The 20,565-nt window shown below is 60.6% G+C and carries 14 protein-coding genes; 6 read left to right on the plus strand and 8 right to left on the minus strand.

Features of this window, described 5'->3' with window-relative positions:
• Positions 1-2: 2 nt before the first annotated feature.
• Positions 3-911 carry a phosphodiester glycosidase family protein gene (locus ACILSI_RS07530; protein ID WP_395721245.1) on the plus strand — a complete coding sequence of 303 codons (909 nt, stop codon included), beginning with the start codon at positions 3-5 and terminating at the stop codon, positions 909-911.
• A gap of 172 nt (positions 912-1,083) precedes the next feature.
• Here ACILSI_RS07530 and ACILSI_RS07535 read toward each other — a convergent pair whose 3' ends face one another.
• From ACILSI_RS07535 to ACILSI_RS07545, 3 genes are all read right to left on the minus strand, one after another.
• Positions 1,084-2,637, minus strand: coding sequence for a hypothetical protein (locus tag ACILSI_RS07535; protein WP_395721246.1), 1,554 nt, complete (start codon positions 2,635-2,637; stop codon positions 1,084-1,086).
• A gap of 9 nt (positions 2,638-2,646) precedes the next feature.
• Complete coding sequence (locus tag ACILSI_RS07540) at positions 2,647-3,678, minus strand: ROK family protein (RefSeq protein WP_395721247.1); 1,032 nt, start codon at positions 3,676-3,678, stop codon at positions 2,647-2,649.
• A 61-nt stretch (positions 3,679-3,739) separates the two neighbouring features.
• The gene (locus tag ACILSI_RS07545) at positions 3,740-4,507 is read right to left on the minus strand and encodes a sigma factor (RefSeq protein WP_395721248.1); all 768 of its coding nucleotides are present in this window, start codon (positions 4,505-4,507) and stop codon (positions 3,740-3,742) included.
• Positions 4,508-4,629: 122 nt separating this feature from the next.
• Between ACILSI_RS07545 and ACILSI_RS07550 the strand changes: the two genes are divergently transcribed.
• The gene (locus ACILSI_RS07550; RefSeq protein ID WP_395721249.1) at positions 4,630-8,211 is read left to right on the plus strand and encodes a protein kinase domain-containing protein; all 3,582 of its coding nucleotides are present in this window, start codon (positions 4,630-4,632) and stop codon (positions 8,209-8,211) included.
• A 350-nt stretch (positions 8,212-8,561) separates the two neighbouring features.
• Here ACILSI_RS07550 and ACILSI_RS07555 read toward each other — a convergent pair whose 3' ends face one another.
• Positions 8,562-9,812: an acetylxylan esterase gene (locus ACILSI_RS07555; RefSeq protein ID WP_395721250.1), complete on the minus strand. Its 1,251-nt coding sequence runs from the start codon at positions 9,810-9,812 to the stop codon at positions 8,562-8,564.
• A gap of 79 nt (positions 9,813-9,891) precedes the next feature.
• Here ACILSI_RS07555 and ACILSI_RS07560 point away from each other — a divergent pair, with 79 nt between their 5' ends.
• The 3 genes from ACILSI_RS07560 to ACILSI_RS07570 all read left to right on the plus strand — a co-directional run bounded on the left by ACILSI_RS07560 (position 9,892) and on the right by ACILSI_RS07570 (position 12,990).
• Positions 9,892-11,250 (plus strand): lysostaphin resistance A-like protein, encoded by a 1,359-nt coding sequence (locus ACILSI_RS07560; RefSeq protein WP_395721251.1) that lies wholly within the window; start codon positions 9,892-9,894, stop codon positions 11,248-11,250.
• Positions 11,251-11,537: 287 nt separating this feature from the next.
• Positions 11,538-12,047, plus strand: a complete 510-nt coding sequence (locus tag ACILSI_RS07565) for a hypothetical protein (RefSeq protein WP_395721252.1) — start codon at positions 11,538-11,540, stop codon at positions 12,045-12,047.
• A 367-nt stretch (positions 12,048-12,414) separates the two neighbouring features.
• Entirely contained in the window at positions 12,415-12,990 is a 576-nt protein-coding gene (locus ACILSI_RS07570) for a hypothetical protein (protein ID WP_395721253.1), read from the plus strand.
• Between the two features lie 174 nt (positions 12,991-13,164).
• Here ACILSI_RS07570 and ACILSI_RS07575 read toward each other — a convergent pair whose 3' ends face one another.
• On the minus strand, positions 13,165-14,013 hold the full coding sequence (locus ACILSI_RS07575; protein WP_395721254.1) for a hypothetical protein: 849 nt from the start codon (positions 14,011-14,013) through the stop codon (positions 13,165-13,167).
• Positions 14,014-14,472: 459 nt separating this feature from the next.
• Between ACILSI_RS07575 and ACILSI_RS07580 the strand changes: the two genes are divergently transcribed.
• Complete coding sequence (locus tag ACILSI_RS07580; protein ID WP_395721255.1) at positions 14,473-14,670, plus strand: type II CAAX prenyl endopeptidase Rce1 family protein; 198 nt, start codon at positions 14,473-14,475, stop codon at positions 14,668-14,670.
• On the opposite strand, the gene ACILSI_RS07585 is transcribed toward ACILSI_RS07580, so the two are convergent.
• From ACILSI_RS07585 to ACILSI_RS07595, 3 genes are all read right to left on the minus strand, one after another.
• On the minus strand, positions 14,639-15,448 hold the full coding sequence (locus ACILSI_RS07585; RefSeq protein ID WP_395721256.1) for a heme-dependent oxidative N-demethylase subunit alpha family protein: 810 nt from the start codon (positions 15,446-15,448) through the stop codon (positions 14,639-14,641). The genes ACILSI_RS07580 and ACILSI_RS07585 overlap by 32 nt on opposite strands.
• On the minus strand, positions 15,445-18,708 hold the full coding sequence (locus tag ACILSI_RS07590) for an efflux RND transporter permease subunit (RefSeq protein ID WP_395721257.1): 3,264 nt from the start codon (positions 18,706-18,708) through the stop codon (positions 15,445-15,447). The genes ACILSI_RS07585 and ACILSI_RS07590 overlap by 4 nt, the downstream gene beginning before the upstream one ends.
• Positions 18,709-18,887: 179 nt before the next feature.
• Positions 18,888-20,507 (minus strand): ammonium transporter, encoded by a 1,620-nt coding sequence (locus ACILSI_RS07595; protein ID WP_395721258.1) that lies wholly within the window; start codon positions 20,505-20,507, stop codon positions 18,888-18,890.
• Between the last annotated feature and the right edge of the window lie 58 nt (positions 20,508-20,565).

Raw genomic sequence — 20,565 nt, forward strand, 5'->3', positions numbered from 1 at the left:
ACATGCGCCGCCCGCTTCTCCTCACCGCGTTTGCACTCAGCAGTTGCGTTCAGCCACTGCTGCCGCCTCAGCAAACACCGCCTTCGCAGCCACCTGTTGTGGCTGAGCCTGTTCCAGCGCCACTGGCCCCGACCTATCCCTCTTGGGAGCAAGTCGCCGCACAAGCGCCCGCCCCGGTGGCTACCACCTCGGCTTCATTCGGCTGGCAGCTCGACGCCCCCGCTGAAAGCCAGCCGCTCCATGGCGATGCCACGCTGCACACGCTCTCCGTCAGCAAAAACAGCGACTCGGTCGATCTGCAGTTCGTGTATTTCGACAGTCGCAACCACGGGCTCAAAATCATCGACCAGCCTGACGATGGAGCCGGTGCCGGACAGATCACCACCTGCATGCGACGGGCCGGAGCCATTGCGGGCGTGAACGGCGGCTTCTTCACACCGCAATTCACACCGATGGGCCTCATGATTGCGGAAGGAAACCCCACCGGAACCTGGCAGTCCAACAAATTGCTCACCGGGGCCGTCGTCGTGCGCCATTCGCCTCAACTGCTCTGGAATGCTGAGGTGCGCGAATCCCGCAGCGCCCGGGATTTGATCCAGGCCGGACCACGTTTGGTCGATTCCGGCAAACCGGTCGCCAGCTTGGAGCGCAGCAAGCACGTTCCGCGTACCTTCATCGCCACCGACGGCTCGCATCGCTGGATCTTCGGCCTCGCCCGCCACACCAGCCTCGGAGAACTCGCGGAAATCCTCGCCACCCCCGATCTACTGCCCGCCTTCCGTGTCCATCGCGCCCTCAATCTCGACGGCGGCCGCTCCTCCGCGATTTACTACCGCACCGCCGATGGTCGCGAGCATTCAGATCCCGGCTGGAGCACCGTGAGGAACTACCTCGGCATCGTGCCGCGCTGACAGAACGTTTGCGAAACTGATTTCCGAAAAGCGCTGTGCAAAGAGTCAGTCACCGGCATCCCACTTGAAAGTCCAAGCCGCGCCAAGTTCCTCCTGCGCCGGGCTTAGCAGATGATGCAAATGCATTCAGATGAACCGTGGCCGCTTTGCCACCCAAAAGCCGCATGCGACGCTAGGATTTGGCGAGGAGGATGTCATAACCGTAAATTTCGCGGAAGAGGTCGCACTTGGAGTCGATGGCAATCTGCTCGACGGTGGTGTCGTCAGCTCCCTGAGTGAGCACGATGAGGCGTGAGCCTTCGGGGCGGAGCTGGATGGATTTGATGCGCTGGGCGTGGCTGCGGTCGAGCGAGTCGGCGAGGCGCAGCAGGGCGGCGAGCTTCAGCACAATCATGCGCTCCTCACGCGTGAGGTCGGAGAAATGCGGGTGGTTCGGCTCGGGATTGTAGCGGCGGTGGTAGCGGGCCAGCAGGGCCACCATCTCGCGGTCGCTTGAGCTGAGGCCAAAGATTTCGGTGTTCAGCAGGATGTAGAGGCTGTGCTTGTGGTGCTCACGCGGGCTGATGAACATGCCCACCTCGTGCACCGTGGCGGCGACGCGGAGGATGAGCTCGTACTTGGGATCAAGATTGTGCAGGTGCTGCAGCTCACGGAAAAGCTGGCGGGCAAAGCTGGCGACGTGGTCGGCGTGCTTGCGGTCAGTTTTATAGCGCAAGCCGATCTCGCAGGCGGCCTGCATGACCTCTTCCTGGAAGATGGCGGTGCGGGAGCCGGAGGTCATCAGATCGAGGATCAACTCAAGCTGGAAGTCGCCCTCGGGCACCCAGATGGTTTCATCGCCAAAGCGACGTGCGAGCGCGAGGTTCGTCTGCAAGGCGGGAACGATGCCCTCCGCGCCGGTGTAATGCACATGCAGCTCACGCACGAGCTCGTCGGGGTTCAAACGGGCGAGCTTGTCGGTGAGGCGGGAGAGTTCGTCCTCAATGACGCGATGCGCGCCCTGACGCGCCTTGCCGAGGCGAGGCGCGATGCTTTGAATCTCCGCGCCGATGGCGACGTGATGGTCGATCTTCACACCGGAGTAATCCTGCGCGAGGTGATCGACGACGCCACGGATGTGCTCCTCAAGATGGAGCATTTGCTGCGGTGCCTCATCGTCCGGCGTGGCGACGGCCTCGCGCGCGCGAAAGATGCCGAGGCGGTAGTTGCTGTAGGCGGCGAGGCGGCCCTGCTGAAAATAGATGGCGCGTGTGTTGCCGGGGCCGATGTGGGAGACAAAGGTGTTACCCTTGGCAAGCATGGGGTTTTTCAACAGCAGGCGCTGGGCGATCTGATAGACGAGGCGGGTCATGTTGCCGTCGTCGATGAGGCTGGGGATGACGCCGCTGTGAACCTGGAGGCGGTTGAGGAAAATCTCGTGGTTGGCGGCCTCGGCGAGGATGTTCGACGTGAACAGGCGCAACTGCGAGGAGGGGATGCCGTACTCGCGCATCGTTTGCAGATAATCGCGAAGGATGGCTGCAGCTTGATCCACCGTGCCACGGGTGATGCTGCGGGCGCGGAAGATGTCCCGCGCGACCGGCAGCGGGCGGTCAAGACTCTCGATGCGGGAGAACTGGCCCTGGTCATCCTTGCGGCCGATGACGAGGGTCACGGAGGCCGCGCCGACGTAAATGACGGCGTGTTCGGGCGGGGGGATGGTGGCTGCTGGTGTGGGATCGCTCATCCTCGGGAACTATTTCTTTTCATTGCGCAGCCAGGCCACCGAGCCTGCGGCCACGGCTTGGTCGCCGAGTTTGGCGATGGAGTATTTGATCCCTTTGGCGAGCTCGGGAATGGCGTAGCGCTCGACTTCTTCCTTGAGCAGATTCATGTAGAGGCCGGGCAGCTCCTCCACCAAGCCACCGCCGAGCGTGATGCGGTCGGGAGCGAGCAGATTGACGACCATGGCGACGCCCATGCCGAGGTAGCGGATGGAATTGCGGAAGATGATCATCGCCGCGTCATCACCGCTGCGGAAGGCGTTGGCCAGAGCCTTGCTGCGGATGCTGCGCAGCGCGCCCTCGGTTTTCTTGTCGAGTTCAGGCAACTGGCCGCGATAGCAGGCGATGCCGGCCTGTGAGGCGATGGCAAGACGGCTGGTGAGGTCTTCGAGCGTGACGGTACCAAAGACCGGGCTGCCGATGTGCGTGCCGGGGAGCAGCAGATTGCCGAGTTCCATGGCGGAGATGGATTTGCCCATGACGAGCTGGCCGTTGTAAACAAAGCCGGAGCCGACACCGGTGCCTGGGAAGATGCCGAGCAGCGAGCGCGCTCCTTTGCCCGCGCCGAGGATGTATTCGCCATAGGTTCCGGCATCCACGTCGTTCAAAACGGCCACCGAGCATTTGAACTCGGTTTGCAGGAGCTTGCGCAGCGCCATGTTCGTCCAGCCAAGGTTCGGGGCGAAAACGAGAAGGCCTTTTTCAGGATTCACGAGACCGGGGCAGCCGATGCCGATGCCCTGGATGCCCTTGGGGCTCACACCCGCCGCCTCGATGGCCTCATGGATGGCTTTGACGATCTTGCTGCGACCTTTGGCCGCGCCTTCGGAGCCGTTGGTGGATTTGCGGGCGGAACCGAGCACGTTGTAGTTAGCGTCGAGCACCGAGGCCATCATCTTCGTGCCGCCGAGATCAAAGCCGATCCAAAAGGGCACGTTCTTGAGTTTTTTCGCGGCTTTGGCAGGCTTGTCAGCCTTCTTTTTGGAAGCTTTTTTCGCAGGCATATGCTCGCAAGACACACGGGCTTGGCGGAATCGGCAAGTGACATTCTAAACGGCGGCGAAATCAGCCCTCTCCATACAGACAGAGCAGCGCCCACAGGTCGGCTGTTTCATGCTCTGAAATGCCGGGGTTTGCATGGGCGGCAGTTTCCCCAAAGATCCGCCTCGCTTGTGTTTTGAGTGTGCGGTTGAAGAAAGCCTTCAGCCGCACGGCGGTGGTGCCATGTCTGACAGCCACGTCTTCCTGGCTGGGGGCCGGAGCGGCGGGCCAGCGGTCAGCGAGCAGGTGCGGCAGCAGTTCGCTCACGAGGGCTGCATTCGCGGTTCCGGCGTGTTTGGCACGGAGCTGGTCGCAGGTCATCTCCCACAAGCCGCGTGCGAGCATCAGGTCAAAGGCCGGTTCCATCGGCAGGTTCGTGCCATGGGCCGACTGGTAGCTATGCTCCACGCAGTCCGCATCAAACTCCACAAACGTGCGTCCGCCGCCGCGTTTCATGGTGGCGCTGGCGGCGCGATGGTTGAGTTCCAGATTTTTAAAACACTTCATCAGCCACGAGCTGAAACGCGTGCCGCGCGCGGCATCAAAGCGCTTCAGCAGCCCGTCGCGCACCACCTCCACAAAGAAATCCTGGGTGCGGTCCTGGGCGTCCTCGACGGTGAGGCCCAGCTTCCGGCCAAAGCCATAGATCGCCGGGTAGTAGAGGCTGCAAAACTGCGCGAGCGAGATCTCGCGTGTTTTTGGATCAGCCACCTGAATGTTCTCCAGCAGGGTTTGCGAGGTCAGGGGGAAGAGACGATCTGACGCGGGCGGTGAGGGGACTGTTGACGGCACAAGAGGAGGAACGGTGAACGAAGGTCAATTTATCGTGCGTGGCAGAACCGCCTGGGAAATTTGAGTCGAAGAATGCATGGGTGACTTTCGATAAGAAAGACCGATTGTCTTCGAGCGCATCCATGAATTCCGACAGCTTTTCACGACAGCCTGTGCCAGATCTGCTGAGTGCCTTTGGCTGGGCGGAGCGCTTTGAACTGCTGGACTGCATCGGCTCCGGGGCCATGGGCCAGGTCTGGCGGGCCCGGGAGATCCGTAGCTGCGGGCGCAAGCCCGTGGCGGATGACGTGAGCGCCGCAGCCACGGACCACCGCCTTGCGGCGGCGGCTACGCCGGAAAAAATCGTTGCTCTGAAGATGCTTGATCCCGCGCGTGCCGGAGACGAGCAGACGCTGGCGCGGCTGGACATCGAGGCGGCCACGCTCATGAAGCTGCGGGAGGCGGGCGCTTATGCGAACGTCGTCCCCATCCTCGATTTCAAGCTCACGGAATCCCATGCCTGCTTGGTCATGGAGTTCATTCCGGGCTTGAACCTCAAAAAGTGGTGCGAAGTGCATCGCCTCGACTTGAAGGACCGTGTGCGGCTTATCGCGCAGGTGGCTCATGCCTCCGGCTGGTTCCACGCGCTGGGCATCGTGCATCGGGATCTGAAACCGGCGAACATTCTCGTCAACGCGGTCACGCAGCAGCCGGTCATTGTCGATTTCTCCATCGCCAAGCTGGAAGACAGCCTGCCGCTCACGCTGACCAATGAGGCGCTGGGCACCGCGCCGTATATGGCCCCGGAGCAGCTCGACCGCAGCCGCGGCACCATCACCCCGGCCACGGATGTCTATGCGCTCGGCGCCACGCTCTATGAGCTGCTCACCCATGTGCATCCGCACCCCGGCGAGCTGGCGCAGGTCATCAAGCGCCATCAAAACGAAGACCGCCCCGCACGTCCCTCCTTGCTGAACAAAGATGTGCCGCGTGATCTGGAGAGCATCTGCCTCAAGGCGCTTTCGCATCGCCCTGCCGACCGGTATGTGAACGGCACGGCACTGTCGGAGGATCTGGAGCGCTATCTCGCCGGGCAGCCCGTGGAGGCGCGGCCCATGTCCACCTTCGCTTATGCGGCACGGCAGGCGCGGCGACGCCCTGCGCTGACGGCCGCGCTCGCCGCGTGCCTCGTCATCGGGAGTTTTGCGCTCTGGAATGTCCGGCGGCAGATGGCCCAGCACGAGCGCTTCGATTTGGAAACCCGGCTCACCACCGCCATGCAGCGCGGCACCTGGAGCAGCAGCGGCCTGGAGCAGGCGGAGGTCACACTCACCGCACTGGCCAGGCACAATGCCGCGCTGGCCGGGCAGTTGCGCCAGCAATTTCATGACGATGTGGTGCGGGACATGGAGGCCACGCTCCAGCAGGGCCACCTGCGGGACGAGGACTTCACATGGCTGCGCACGACCGCCGGGTGGCTGGAGCCACGTTCACCCGCGCAGGCCGGGCGGCTGCAAAGCCTCATCGCCGAGCGCCTCGGCCGCTGGCAGACGCAGGCGGAGCTGCGCCCTCCCTTTGCCGACCTACAGGGTCTCTTTGCCAGCTCCAATGTCCGCGTGGAGGGCGGCCTGCTCTACCCGGTCTATGTTTCACCAGCCGGCAAAGTGTCTGCTTTCATGGTCACGCAGTCCGTGTCGGTGCCGATGGAGGCCGCCTGCACGTTTGTGCCTGATGGAGCCTCCTTCCATCACATCGCCCTGAGCTTTTTGCATGAGAACTCGAGCGTGCAGACCGCGCTCTACAAAGCGCGGCATGCTTCCAAAAGCGTGCTGGCCAGTTTCGGCGAATCCCCGCCAGACCCGCAGAGCTATGTGCTCGTCATCACTCACAACGCCACTTTCACGCGTTCCATCCACATCCCTGACACCCACCTGCTCGACCAGCCCTTCCGCCTGACTCTGCGGGTCGAGCGTGAGTGGGCGGAGGCTGACCTCAATGGGCAGTCGCGGCTGCGGGTGGATTCCCCCTTTGCCTTCGGCAGCGTGCAGGCGACGAACTTCTGGCGCATCTCCTGGCCCCAAGACATCGGATTGAAGGAACTCATCCTGCGCACCCGGCGTTCGGACACCGTCAGTCCGCTGGAGCGTGCCGACCTCCTGGCCGCGCAGGAGCAGTGGGCCGAGGCACGCCGCTTGTATGAAGATCTGCGCGGCGATCCGCTGTTTGGCAGCGAGGCCGACTACAAGACCGCCGAATGCCTGCTGCGGCAGCATGACCACGCCGCCGCCTTCGCCATCTGGGAGCGCCTGGCCCAGGGCCAGCCCTCCCGCTGGCGGGATCGCAGCCTCCTCCAGCTCTGGGTGCAGAACGTGCAGCAACGCGGCGGTGTCGCCCCGTCCGCCCGTTATCTCGCCCTGCTGCCCGACCCGCTGCCGCCCGCGATGTTCCAACAGATCGACCCCTGGCTGGCTGGCGATCTCGAGCGAGCCTATGCCCCTGCGGGCATGGGCATCGCCCTGCCGAGGGTGGACGCTGCCGGACTCACCGAGGCCGTCAAAGCCTACCGCCTGCTGAAGTTGCCACCGGTGCAGACGGCCAGTCGCTTCGCCATGGCATATCACTTTGCCCGTCTGGATCAGGCAGCTGATGCACTCTATAGACATGGGCTGCTCGACCCTGCTGCCAGCGGCAGCCATGCGAAGAACCTCCTCGCCGCCACCAACTGCCTCGACCAGTGGTGCCGCATCACGCCCTCGGAGAAAAACACGAAATTGGCCGACGCGCTGGCCCATTGGCAAACAGTGCTGAAGAACGACGCCACCGTGCAGGCCCTCTGGCGCATGGAGCAGGCCCGCCGCGCCGCCCGCGAGCAAAATCTCCGTGCCGCCATCACCTTCATCCGCAAAGCCCGCGAAGTCACGCCAGACAAGCTCGACAACCGGCTCCACACCAGCCTCTGGCTGCTCGAAGGCATGCTCTACCGGCTGCAAGGCGCCGAGGACCGCGCCCAGAGCGCGTGGCGCAAGGCGCTGGCAGTGGCCGGGGCCGTCACGATGAAACATCCCCTGCATCTGTGCGACTGCGTCCTGCTCCACAGCCTCACCCAGAGCTGGGATCTGCGCATTGCGGGGGATGTGCTCACTACCCTGGCCGGTCGGCATCTCAAAAACGCCGAGCGCACCGCCGCCCAGGCCGCCTTCAACCAAACCTTCCTCACCGATCCCGCCTGGCTCACCACCTTCAACGCCGTGCTTCAAAGCGACGAAGGCCGGAAATTCGCGGAGGACTACGTCTTGTGCCGCCAGCCTCCCCGCGAACTCGTCCTGCGCTTCTACCGCCTGCTCTTTGAGCACTACTTCCTCGTAGCCGCGCCCGCCAGGGCGTGGAGTAGCAGCGGACGCGAGCCCGTTGAAAACGAGCGTCCCCAGGCTCCCGAATCCATCCCGGGCCACCGCCTTGCGGCGAAGGCTACCGTAGCTGCGGGCGCAAGCCCGTGGCCGTCTCTCGTCACCCCGGAGCACGCCACCCGCGTCCGCCAGATCGTGGACCAGCTCGTCACCGAGATGAGCCTGAACCCTCAAGGCGAGATCGCCCATCTTTATGCCTACCTCCGCGCCTGGAATGATCCCTCCGCCGCAAAGACTCTTTTCGACACAAGCTACCCCTACACCCCCGCGTTGGTTGAAAACATGAAGTGGCTGTTGAAGCAGCGCCAGGGTGAATAGGTGCAGACGCCAGACAGCGGCAAAAAAAAAGCGCCTGTGCTGTCACCGGAAACGACAAATCCGGTACGGAAGAGAGGACACCTCTCGCGCATGCCTCGTTCTCCTTCTCCCTGCATTCTTCAACCCATGTCCTCGCGCGCCTGTAGCCTGCGCCAGGGCACGGCGGGCGTGGTACATGCACCGCAAAGAAGCCGCAGCGGTCATCAGCCCTTCTGCATGCTGTGCGTCCATTGTACCCAATGCCTGGGCGCCAAGGGAATGGTGCAATGTGACCTGTGTGCCCGGTGTGAGCTATGCTCCATCAACCGGGGCGGCCAGTAACGCGCTTTTCTGCCAGCAGACGTGCGGGCTTACTTCCCCCAATGCCGTGAGGCGAAGTTCAGGTATTGGGTCCAGTCGTAGTCGGTGACGTCGTGTTTGCCGGTGCGGTTGTGGTAGCCGATGAAATCGCCGACGGGGGTGTCGATGGCGGGCTGTTCATCAACAACGACGCCTTTTTTGCCGAAGAGGGCATAAACGGGACTGGCGAATTTGCCGGAGAGGAACTCGCCTTTTTGATCGGCCCAATGATCTTCGGCGGCGCTGGCGATGTAGATCGGACGTGGCGCAGCGAGGGCGATGAACATGTGCATGTCGATGGGACAGGCGGCGGCGTTGCTGGCGTAGCGGGTGTATTTGGGCGTGAACCAGTGCGGGAACGCTTTGGTGATGATGGCGGTGGTTTCGCCGAAGTCGCGACGCATGAGGGCGGCACCGCCTTCGCCGGAGTTGTTGGAGATCACAAAGCCAAAGCGTTCGTCCTGCGCTCCGGCCCACAGCGAGGTTTTGCCTAGACGTGAATGGCCGATGACGGCAAGGTGCTTGGAATCGACCTGCTTATCTGTTTCGAGGTAATCGGCGATGCGGCTGAGTCCCCAGGCCCAAGCGCCAATGGCTCCCCACTCGCCGTCTTTCCAGACGGTGTTCGCACCATCCTTGCTGAATGCGGCGCGGAGTCCTTCCTTCCAGCCGTCGGCGTGGTCGGGTTCGATGTCGCCGTAGTAGGCGGTGGCGACGGCGAAGCCGCGTTTGAGGATCATTTCGAGCGGCCAGCGGCTGCTTTCGGTGCCGCGTGAGGCTTCGGTGGCACGGTGGTTGATGATGTTCTTCTCCTTGTTGTCGCGTTGCCAGCGGGTGTTGAGCGGAACGTCGGTTTCTTGGCTTACGGCGTGATTCCCGCCGAAACTGAGGCCGACGAAGCAGGGTGCGGACTGGGTGGCGTTTGGGGTGTAGAGCATCACGTCCATGCCGGGCCATGCGGGGCGGTTCGGCAGCGAGATGTGGATGAATTTGCGTGTGGCGAGGCCACCGAGGGCATCGGTCTTCGTGGCGGTGACTTCAAACTTGGGCGTGCCGATATCGGAAGGTGTTTTGCCGAAGACGTGGTCTTCAAAGAGCTTAATGATCTCGGGGCGACGAGTTTTTGTCCATTCCTCGGCGGTGGTGAGCTTCAAATCGGGCAGCGGATGGTTGCCGACCTTGGCTTCGTCGTAGTTCACGCCGGGGCGCGGGGTTTGGGCGAGGGCGGTGGTGGCGAGGAGGAGTGCAAAGAGCGTGCGCATGGTTGGAGATGGAACGTGATGGCGGAACAGAATTGTGCGTGCCTTGGCTGGCAAGGTGATGTTTGATCGGCGGAAGACCATGGAATCTGCCGCCTCACCACCGCCGCTGCCGAATGCAATGAACTATCGCTGCTCCAGGCCGGGCCTGGTGCTGGCACTCATCGTGATCGCCGCGTGCGCGGTGTTTGTGGTGCGGGTGCAGACGATGGAGCGCGATGAACCCGCCCCCGAGGTGAGGCCGAATCGCATGCTGGAGCTGCTGGCACGCTATGCGGTGGGCACGAAGGCATTCCTTCAAAGCACGGGGCAATCGACGGCTGAACTCAACGATGCGATGCTGCGGGATGTTCACACGCTCTCTCGCACGGATGAGGACGCGCTGCGAATTTTGATGCTGAAGGGCTGGATGGCAGATCAGCCGCCTGATGCGGCGAAAACGGGAGCTCTTGCGCAGAAGAACGAGGGTTTGAAGGCGGATGTGGAAATGCTGGGAAGGCTGTCATCCATTCCAGATCTGGCTGCGGACGAAGATTGGAAGCTGTTTTTCAAACGGCATGGCTGGATGGCCCAACTGGCGCGCGTGCAGACGCTGGAGGCCAAAGATCCGCTGCGGCAGGCGGTGGTGCAGCAAGGCATGGGCACGGCGATGGTTTTGATCGCTGGCATGATGCTGGGCATGCTGGCGGCGGTCGGCGGGCTGGTGCTCATGATCTGGGGCATCCGGCGCTGGCGTGGCGGGAAGCTGCCATTGACGCTCGGCAGACGCAGTCGTGCGCACGGCGGCGTTTTGATCGAGGGCTTCGCGATTTATCTGCTGCTGTTTTTGCTGATTCCGTGGCTGATGCGCCAGTTGCCGGTTTCATGGCCGCGTTGGGCGGCTTATGTCCCTGCGCTGGCGGCTTTGATTCTCGGCATGTTGTGGCCGCTGCTGCGCGGCATGCAGAAGCCGCTGTGGCGTGAGACGCTGGGGCTGCATCGTGGCGCTGGGTGGTTCAAGGAAATGGGCGCGGGCGTGTTGGGATGGCTGGCGGCGCTGCCGCTGCTGGTTTTGGGAATGATTGCCGCGTCATGGATCACGAAGCTGACGGGGCAGTTTCCCTCTCACCCGATTGTGGAGGTGTTCGCGGGGAATGGCTGGGCAAAGCTGGGCGCGGTCGTGCTGGCGGTGGTGTGGGCGCCGGTTTCGGAGGAGCTGATGTTTCGCGGGCTGTTGTTTCCCGGATTGTCCGCGTGGCTGCGCTGGGTGCCGGGCATGCTCATCAGCGCGTTTGTGTTTGCGGTGATTCATCCGCAGGGCTGGGCCGGCGTGCCGGCGATCATGGCGCTGGCGGCCACGTTTTCCTTCCTGCGGATGTGGCGTCACAGTTTGATCGCCCCGATGATCGCGCACGCGCTGAACAACGGCCTCATGTGCGCGATGATGCTGCTGCTGTGGTAGGAGCCAGAGGACACGGAGTCGGAAAGCTGAGGCACATGCCGCTTAGAAAAAACGAGCCCGCAGGCCGCTGCGGATGATTTCAGGATGCTCGGTCAACACCAATGAGGAACCTGGCTGGTTTGATTCTGCGCGAATTTGACCGTCGGATTTCTTAATAGTGGAACAAACACTGTGTGCACGCCTCGGTCGAACCGCTGTAAAAGTCTCTCAGTCCTAAGGAAGAGGGCCGCTTTGCTGAAACCTCAACTGCATCTTGACGAGTGTGGCTATATGTTAAGTTTTCGAATATGGATGCCGCTACTGACACAGAGACAACCCGCTACGCCGATGCTTTGACCTGGATGGGTGAAAACCACTGCCTCGAATGGCCGGAATGGGCGGATGCCCCTTGGAGGTCATTAAAACTCAATCATCATGCTCTGGACTACAAAGTGTTGGCTCTGTCTGATTATCAGATGCGAGAAGGAGTGAAATGGATGGAATTGAACACAGCACGCAAAGCTTGGCGTCAATGCTATGTCGCCGAAATTATCGCTGACGTGAAGGATGTTTTGTTCATTGTTTTTTGCATGTGGATATCCTGGCAAGCGGCAGACCATATAGTGTGGCACAAAGGCATCCTAATTACGACTGGAGATGCGACTGTTTACATGGTTGCGTGCATTGCAGGCTTCTGCTTTGGATTGCGTTGCTGGCGCAGGGGTGGTTGCACATCCGAGGCAGGGAGGATTAGCCGCGATTTGACAAAGTTTTTGAAAAAGTGCAGGCCTGATTTGGCATCGAAGCACAAGGTCTAAAGAGTGGGTTTGTATGTGGTGCGCACTCTGTTGTCATTATTGTCATACTCGCATTCGGTCTAGCCTGGGTGCGCACAATCCTAAATGAGCTTCGGAAGCACCAAAGTGCCAGCGAGAAATCTAGACTCTCACAAACACCGCCAGATCTAGCTGTGCTGGGATTGTTAAGATTCGCTGAAATGTCCAAGACACCTCATCGCTAATTTCGGCTTCCAGCAAATCCACCAGGCCTGAAAAAATTACCAGGCGCCCCACGACCGTTCGTCTCTTATGCCTCCAAGCCGATATGAGTGTTTTACCCCTCATCTAGAGTTGACTCTACATGCTCTTGCCTTAACGGGGGTATGAGCGAAGTTTTCTTGAAAACATGATCACGACGACGGGCGAACCAAAATTGCACTGGAACTACTTCACTGCACTAGAGAGTGACCTTGAAGTCGCTGCTAGATACATTGAATTTAGTGAAGCCAATTACGACGTTTATTCGATCGAACTTGCCCACCTTCTTTTTGCTGCCGCCTCGGAAGTGGATGTTATTGCTAAAGCGCTGTGCAAACGACTACAGCCTGGCGGTACATTTCGTTGCATTAATAATTATCATTCACCGCTGATGTCAGCTTTCCCCAGTCTTCCCTGCGATGAAGTATTTATTCCGCGTTATGCAATCAGACTGAAACCTTGGGACGAATGGAGCAATCCACCCGACCCGAAACCCCACAATCCGTTCTGGTGGCGTGACTACAATATGGTGAAACACCATCGAAACGACCACTTTCAAAAGGCCAACCTTAAAAACGTTCTCAACGCGATGGGTGGGCTGATGCTGCTTGCGTTTCAATATTACAGTCACGTGTTGTCCACATCAGGCAGGTATGAGACAATGATCGAGCTTATGCCGGAATCCACGCTATTGCGATTTCCACCGAACTGGTATCGCATGTAATTGCTGAGTACACCATGGCGATGACAACTAACCGAGTAAGGTATTCAGTTACCAGTTTTCGCCTTTGCAGCACACGTCCCACGCATCCCCCAACACTAACTATTAACGGGCAATTTTGGCTCATGTTAAAAGTGGTTATTGGAGACCTCGGTAAGTATCGATTGAACGACAACCTCAGTTCATTGCAATCAAGTATTCATAAGCATTTGTTTTGTTGATGAGAATTACCCACGCACGGCCACACATGGCTTTCCAGCATTCAGGACCATTATCTACATAATAGAACTCAGATGTTTCATCCTTAATGATATCGAGCTGCCACAAATCGGCTTCTCCCAGAAAAAGCGGTAGTTGATAGCAATTTTCACCGTCTTCTGCGGTAAGGGACGCTTTATTATTCTCATTAACCAATGAGAGTTTTTTAACAATATGTCCCGGCCAGCATGTGGTTTTTGGCCGGCCAATTGGTTGAAAATGAAATCGCAACTCCGGATAGAAGTTGTGCGGAACATTTGGATTATTGATGTGTCTCCGGTAATCATCATAAGCAGATACATCTTCGGGAACAAAAGGTGGGCTATGATATGGATCCATATACCTAGCCATGAGGATTGCCGTTTCTGGATCGTAAGCTAAGCCCGAAATTCCTGGGCCAACAAGAAATAATCTGGACGTATCAAGTCGCCATACACCAAGCTTTTCAGCCTCAAGCTTGGATATTGCCCGCCCATCATGTTCCATCCAGTCAATAATATTGCGATGCCGCATTAGCTGATCTACGAGCAAATCAGATGCCGGAAGCACTGTCAATGCGAAAGCATCATCCCTAATACTTATTGAGGGAATATCATGCCATACACTATGGCCTGATTCATTTTTTAAAACAGTTCCATCTGGATTTTCTGCAATAACGCTTCCAATTTTGTCTGCTAACTTATAAGCGCCCTCAATAGCATCTGTCTTAGTTCGCCCGATTGAAAATATAATAGTTTTAGCTTCATTGGTCGATATGTAGAATTTCATGGGCTGTTAGGTAATTGCTTTTGAGGTAAGTGCGTCTGGTTTGACAAGGATCGGGAACAAGTGCTGGGCAGGTTCTAGGGAAGCAAGAATATGAGCGCAGAAGGTGAATTGCGGCCCTGAATGGCTATTTCACGCAGGGTTAGATCCGTCTTCGTGTGGCATACACGGGATTTATAACGGAAATTCAACGATCATGAGCATGGCTTTATCGCCCGCTACGCCAAATTTCTTTACAGCAGGCTTCTTTGTTGGTGATGCGGACTTGTGAGGTTTAAACAGATTTATCTCTGCTGCGCCGCCAGCCCTCCCTCTCAACCCCCTTTCGCGAGAAGAGGTGTGTGTTTCATGCCGAAGGCCTTGAGCATGTCTTTGACGAGCTTGGTCACGTCATCGAGCACCACCTAGCACATGGGGACGAGGTAGAGGGTGATGACGGTGGCGTAGAGGCTGCCGTAGCCCATGGCGACGGACATGCTGCTGGCCGCGTTTGTGTTTGCGGTGATTCATCCGCAGGGCTGGGCCGGGGTGCCGGCGATCATGGCGCTGGCGGCCACGTTTTCATTCCTGCGGATGTGGCGGCAGAGTTTGATCGCCCCGATGACAGCGCACGCGCTGAACAATGGCATCATGTGCGCGATGATGCTCCTGCTCTGGTGAGCGCGGCCACGAGCGGTGCGCGGGCGGTTTGCAGGCCTTTGTAGCTCGCAAATTCATCGGACATGGTTGCAAGGATGCGCGCGAGTCGTTGCGCCACTTCAGGATGTGAGGCGACATCGTCAAGGCGGTGATTGGTGACGCGGATGCCAAAGAGAATGGCGTTGGTGATGGGAAGGCGTGCGAGGAACTGGCGTTCGTGGCGCAGCCAGGTGTTTTCCAAGGTGGCGCTGGCATCCATCTGACGAATCGCGAGTGCGGGATGATGATTGAGCGCGGGATCGGCGCTGAGGCCCCAGTTGTCTCGCTCTCGCGGCGCGTTGGGCGTCAAACGACCGAGGAAGGCGCTGATTTGACTGCCGATGGCGGTTTGCAGGCCGGGCACGGGCGCGTGGACTTCATGCATAGGCCGTCCGATCTTTTCTTCGAGCGCCCAACTGGAGGGAAAGATGACCGCGCCGCCGATGACGGGATGCGAGCGCTCTGCATCGCCGGAAAGCACGACCCAGTCCGGCTCCACAGCGGCGGCGGCTTGATCAGGAGAGCAGGCAGGGCGGTGGATGGAGGCCATGATGAAGCCGACGGCCTCACGCACGGCTTCTTCGGCTTCGGGAAGCATGAGCAGGTGGCGCTCGCGATGCGTGGCAAGCCACCGGCGACGTTCAGCGAGCACGTGTTCCGCCTCTTCCGAGTGCTGCCAGAAACGCGGGGCATCGGCAGGCCGCAGGGTCATCTGAAGGCGATGATCGCTGTCAGGGAATAGGCGCAGCCAGTCGATCATGAGGCGGCTTCAGCGGTGGTGTCATCGTTGACTCCCGAGATGTGCAGGAGGCCAAACAGGCGGCGCAGGAACTTCATCAGATCATCCAGCACGAGGTAGCACATCGGCACGAGGTAGAGCGTGATGAGCGTGGCAAACAGACTGCCGTAACCCATGGCGACGGACATGGGCGTGAGGAACTGGGCGCTGGTGGCCTGGGCGCTGCGGTTGTCGCCGAAGATCCATTCGAGCGCCTGCTTGATGACGGGCGGCGAGTGATCGACGAGCGGGCCGAAGTTGAAGATGAGCGGCATCAAACCGACGAAGGTCGTGATTTGCGTCAGGAAGATGGCGCGGAAGCGCGAAGCGCCGCCCTCGGTGGCGGCGTGGGTCATGTCGCCGGTTTCATCCCGCAGCTCGTTGATGCGATCCACGAGCACGAGTGTGTCGTTCACGATGACGCCAGAGCAGGCGAGGATGCCGCAGAGGCTCATGAGGCTGAGCGGCATGCTGTGGAAGACATGGCCCAGCGTGGCGCCGACGACGCCGAAGGGGATGACGAGCAGCACGATGAAGGGCTGCGTGTAGCTCTTGAAGGGAATGGCCATGAGGCCGTAGAGACCGAACAGCACGAGCAGCGATGAGAGCAGCAGCGCCGCCTGGCTCTCACGCTCGGAGCGGGCCTCGCCCTCGTAGCTCCAACTGATGTGCGGATGATCGGCGAGGAGTTTTTCAATGAAGGGCCGCACGGCCTCGCGCACGACCGTGGGGTTGTTGGTCAGCTTGTTGACGTCGGCGGTGATGTTGAGGGCTCGGCGGCGGTCCACGCGCTTGATGGAGGTGAAGCTCTTGCCGACCTTGGCCTCGGCGACGCGGGCGAAGGGGATTTCGAGGCCGGCGGCGGTGCGGACGCGCAGCGTGTCGAGCGTGGCGAGGGATTTGCGGTCGTCCTTCGGGTAGCGGAGCATCACCTTGACCTCGTTGCGCGCGCGCTGGATGCGCTGCACCTCCTCGCCGAAGAACACCGAGCGCACCTGGCGGGCGAGGTCGTTGACGGTGAGGCCAAACTGCTGCGCCTCGGGCTTGAGGCGCAGCTGGATCTCGTTGCGGCCGGAATCGAGGCTGTCGGAGACATCAAACACACCTGCGATGCTGGAGAGATGCGCTTTGATGCGCTCGGACATGGCGAGGAGTTCCTCGGGATTGGTGCCGGTGAGCTGGATGTCGATGGGATCGCCGCTGCGCATGATCTCGGCGCGGAAGGTCATTTCCTCGGCACCGGGGATGCTCTTGCCACCATACGCGGCCTCAATTCGTTTCCGCCATTCAGCGGCCATCTCGACCGTGTTTACCTGGAGGGAGCGCTCCTCGGGGCCGTAGGTTTCCATGGTCACCTCGCCGCGATGGCTGCCCGTGCCGCCAGTGGCTCCGCGTGAGCTGCCGGTCATGCCGGAGTTGGAAAGAATGAGGCGCACGACGGGGATGCCATCCGGCCCGACGTATTCTTTGCGCATCTGCTCGGCGATTTCATAGATGCGCGAGATGTGGCGGTCGGTGACCTCAAAGGGCGTGCCGTCCAGCATGGTGAGGCGGCACTCGATGCGCTCGCTGGCCACACGCGGGAAGAGCGCGGTGGCGATGCGGTCGCTGAAAAACACGGCGAAGAGCACGCCCAGGCCGCCGAACACGGCGGAGAGCACGACGTAGCGATTTTTCAGGCAGAAGCGCAGCGACGGGCGGTAGATCACGTCCACAAAGCGGGCGAGCTGCCGCTCGGAGAAGCGATGGATGGGGTCGAGCGCGTCGGCGGCGCGGCTGATGATCGGCGTGCGGTGCGCGAGATGGCTGGGCAGGATGAGCTTTGTCTCCATCAGCGCCAGCAGCATGACGCAGATGAAAATGATCGAGATCGGCTGGAACATGACGCCGAAGTCGCCAAAGCCGAGCGCCATGGGCAGGAAGGCCACGATGGTGGTGAGCACGCCGAAGGTGATGGGCGCGGCGAGGCGGCGCGTGCCCTCGATGGCCGCATCCAGCGGCGAGAGCCCTTGCTGTCGCATGGTATCCACCTGCTCCGAGGTCACGATGGCATCATCCACGACGATGCCGAGCACCAGGATGAAGCCGAAGACGGAGGAGAGATTGATGGAAAGGCCAAACAGCGGCATGAGCGCGAACGCGCCGAGGAAGGCCATCACCATGCCCACGGCCACCCAAAAGACGGCGTCGAGCCGCAGGAACAGGCCCACGCAGATGAAGACGAGGATGAGGCTGCTGCGGGCGTTTTGCAGCAGCAGGCTGATGCGGCCCTTCACGATTTTTGAGCGGTCGCCCATGAACTCCAGCTCCACGCCGTCCGGGAAGCGCTGGTTCTTCTCCAGGATGTACTCTTTGACCGTCTCGGCGATGTGGATGGCGTTTTGCGTGCCTTCGCGCATGACGGTGATGGAGACGCAGCGCTTGCCGTTGAGGCGGGAGACGAGCGGGTTCTCGTTGAAGCCGTCATTGATGATGCCGATCTCGCCGAGTGTGAGCTTGGTGCCGTCCGGGCGCGTCAGGATGACGATGCGGCTGTAATCATTGCCCGTGTAGGCGCGGCCGCGGGTGCGGATGGAGACATCGCCCGCGTCCGTTTGCACCACACCGGCGGGGAGGTCCAGCGCGCTGCTGCGGATGGCAGTGCTGATTTGATCCAGCGTCAGGCCGTACTTGCGCAGACGTGCCTCGGGGATCTCGATGCTGATCTCGTAATCGCGCACGCCGGTGAGGTTGGCGTGGGAGATGCCGGGCAGGGCGGAGATTTCATCCCGCACCTGCTCGCCGAGGCGGCGCAGATCGCGCTCGGCCATGTCAGCGGAGAGGATCACGCTGATGACGGAGCTCATGAAGTCGTCGTGCTGGATGATGGGCCGCTCGGCCAGCGTGGGGAAGTTCGGGATGGCGTCCACGCGGATCTTCACGTCGTCGATGATCTGGCGGGCCAGGTCGGCGTCCTCGATCTCCATCATCACATTGCCGCCGCTGGAGGAGGCGGTGGAAACGATGCGCTTGATCCCTGCCACCTGCTGGATGGCATCCTCAATGCGCAGCACGATGGTTTCCTCCACCTCCTCCGGAGTCGCGCCAGGGTAGGGGACGTTCACCGAGATGAAGCGGGACGGCATGTCCGGGAAGACTTCAATCGGGATGGTCTCTGAAACGAGCGTCCACGCGCCGAAGCCCATGACGGCGAGCATGAGAAGATTGGCGGCGACACCGTTGCGGGCAAACCAGGCGATCATGGGAGGGAAACCAAGCGGGGAAGGGTGATGGGTGAAGGGTTATGCGTGAATGACGAAACGACTGCGGAGGCCGGAAGATCGCATCCATTGCCACGAATCACGGCAGATGCGCATAAAAAAGCCGGGCTGATGACTCAGCCCGGCTTTGGAGTTAACAGGGGTTTGAAACCCTGAGGGGATTAATGTTCGTAACCGGCTTCACCGTGGTCGGTGAGATCGAGGCCGATGGCTTCCTCTTCAGGAGTCGGACGGAGGCCGACGAGCACCTTGACGATCATGGTGATGACGACGGTGGCGACGACAGAGAGCACGATGGTGATGCCGCAGGCTTTGAGCTGGTTCATCAAGATGCCACCCTGGCCTCCCGCGTCGGCGATCGCCTTGGCGAGATCCGCGTTCACATAGACGTTCGCGGTGGTGAGGTTGCCGTTGATGCTGCTGTTGGCGAAGAGACCGGTGACGATGGCTCCGAGGGTGCCGCCGATGCCGTGGACGCCGAAGGTGTCGAGAGCGTCGTCATACTTGAGCAGAGGCTTGAGCACCATGACGCCAAGGTAAGGAATGACACCGGCAAGGACGCCGATCATCATGGCGGACTTGGCAGTGACGAAACCAGCAGCAGGGGTGATGACGACCAGACCCGCGACCGCGCCGGAGCAGAAGCCGAGGACGGAGGGCTTGCCTTTGTGGATCTTCTCAACCAGCGCCCAGACGAAGCAGGCGGTGGCGGCGGCAAGCGTGGTGGTCATGAAAGCGTTGGCGGCGATGCCGTCAGCGGCAAGGGCGGAACCAGCGTTGAAGCCATACCAGCCAACCCAAAGCATGCCGGTGCCGACCATGACGAGCACCATGCTGTGCGGGGCCATCTTTTCCTTGCCGTAACCAGCGCGTTTGCCGAGCAGGATGCAGAGGACGAGAGCGGACCAGCCGGAGGACATGTGAACCACGGTGCCGCCGGCGAAGTCGATGGCAGGAACGCTTGAACCGGTGTTCCAGACGCCGTTCATGAGACCGTCGAAGCCCCAGACCATGTGGGCGAGAGGGAAGTAAACGAGGAACATCCAGAGGGTAATGAAGAGCATGATGGCGGAGAACTTCATGCGCTCGGCGATGGCACCCACGATGAGGCCGGGGGTGATGATGGCGAACATGAGCTGATACATGCTGAACACGGACTGGCTCGGCCAGCCGGCGTAGTTCGTGTTTGGCGCAGCGCCGACGCCTTCAAGGAAGAAGTACTTGAAGCTGCCGAGGTAGGGAGCCCAGGAGGGGGCGGCCCAGTCTTTCGGAGCACCTTCAGGCGCCAAATGTTCGCCAAAGACAAGCGAGTAACCGACGAAGTACCACAGGATGGTGACCAAGCCAGCGCAGCCGAGGCACTGAGCGAGGACGGAGAGGACGTTCTTGGAGCGAACGAGGCCGCCGTAGAACAGGGCGAGGCCGGGCAGCGTCATGAAGAGCACCAAGGCGGCGCAGATCATCATGAAAGCGTTGTGACCGGGACCAGCGATGCCAGTCAACGAGCCCGCAGGAGCCATGTTGTTGAAGTACTGTTTGATGTCAGCCACATCCTTCGTGACGTCCTCCAGCGTGGGCGCTGCGGCAGCGGGCGCTGGAGCAGGCTCGGCCGGGGCCGGGGCGGGAGCTGCCGCAGGGGCAGCCGGGGCGGGGGCGGCAGCAGGTGCCGGAGCCGCAGTCTGACCTCGGGCGTCGCCGGGGCTGAATGCGAGTGTGGTGAGGGCGACAACCGCAGCAATTGCCATGCCGCGCCAGGTTCGAGTGTGGTTGAGTTTCAGCATAAGTCAGGTGTGTGGAATTAACTCCACTTGATGTTCCAAGCATGGCGCGTGCCAAGTT

Origin of the sequence: Prosthecobacter sp. (assembly GCF_044232965.1) — a bacterium.
In the GTDB taxonomy this organism is placed as follows: Bacteria; Verrucomicrobiota; Verrucomicrobiia; order Verrucomicrobiales; family Verrucomicrobiaceae; genus Prosthecobacter.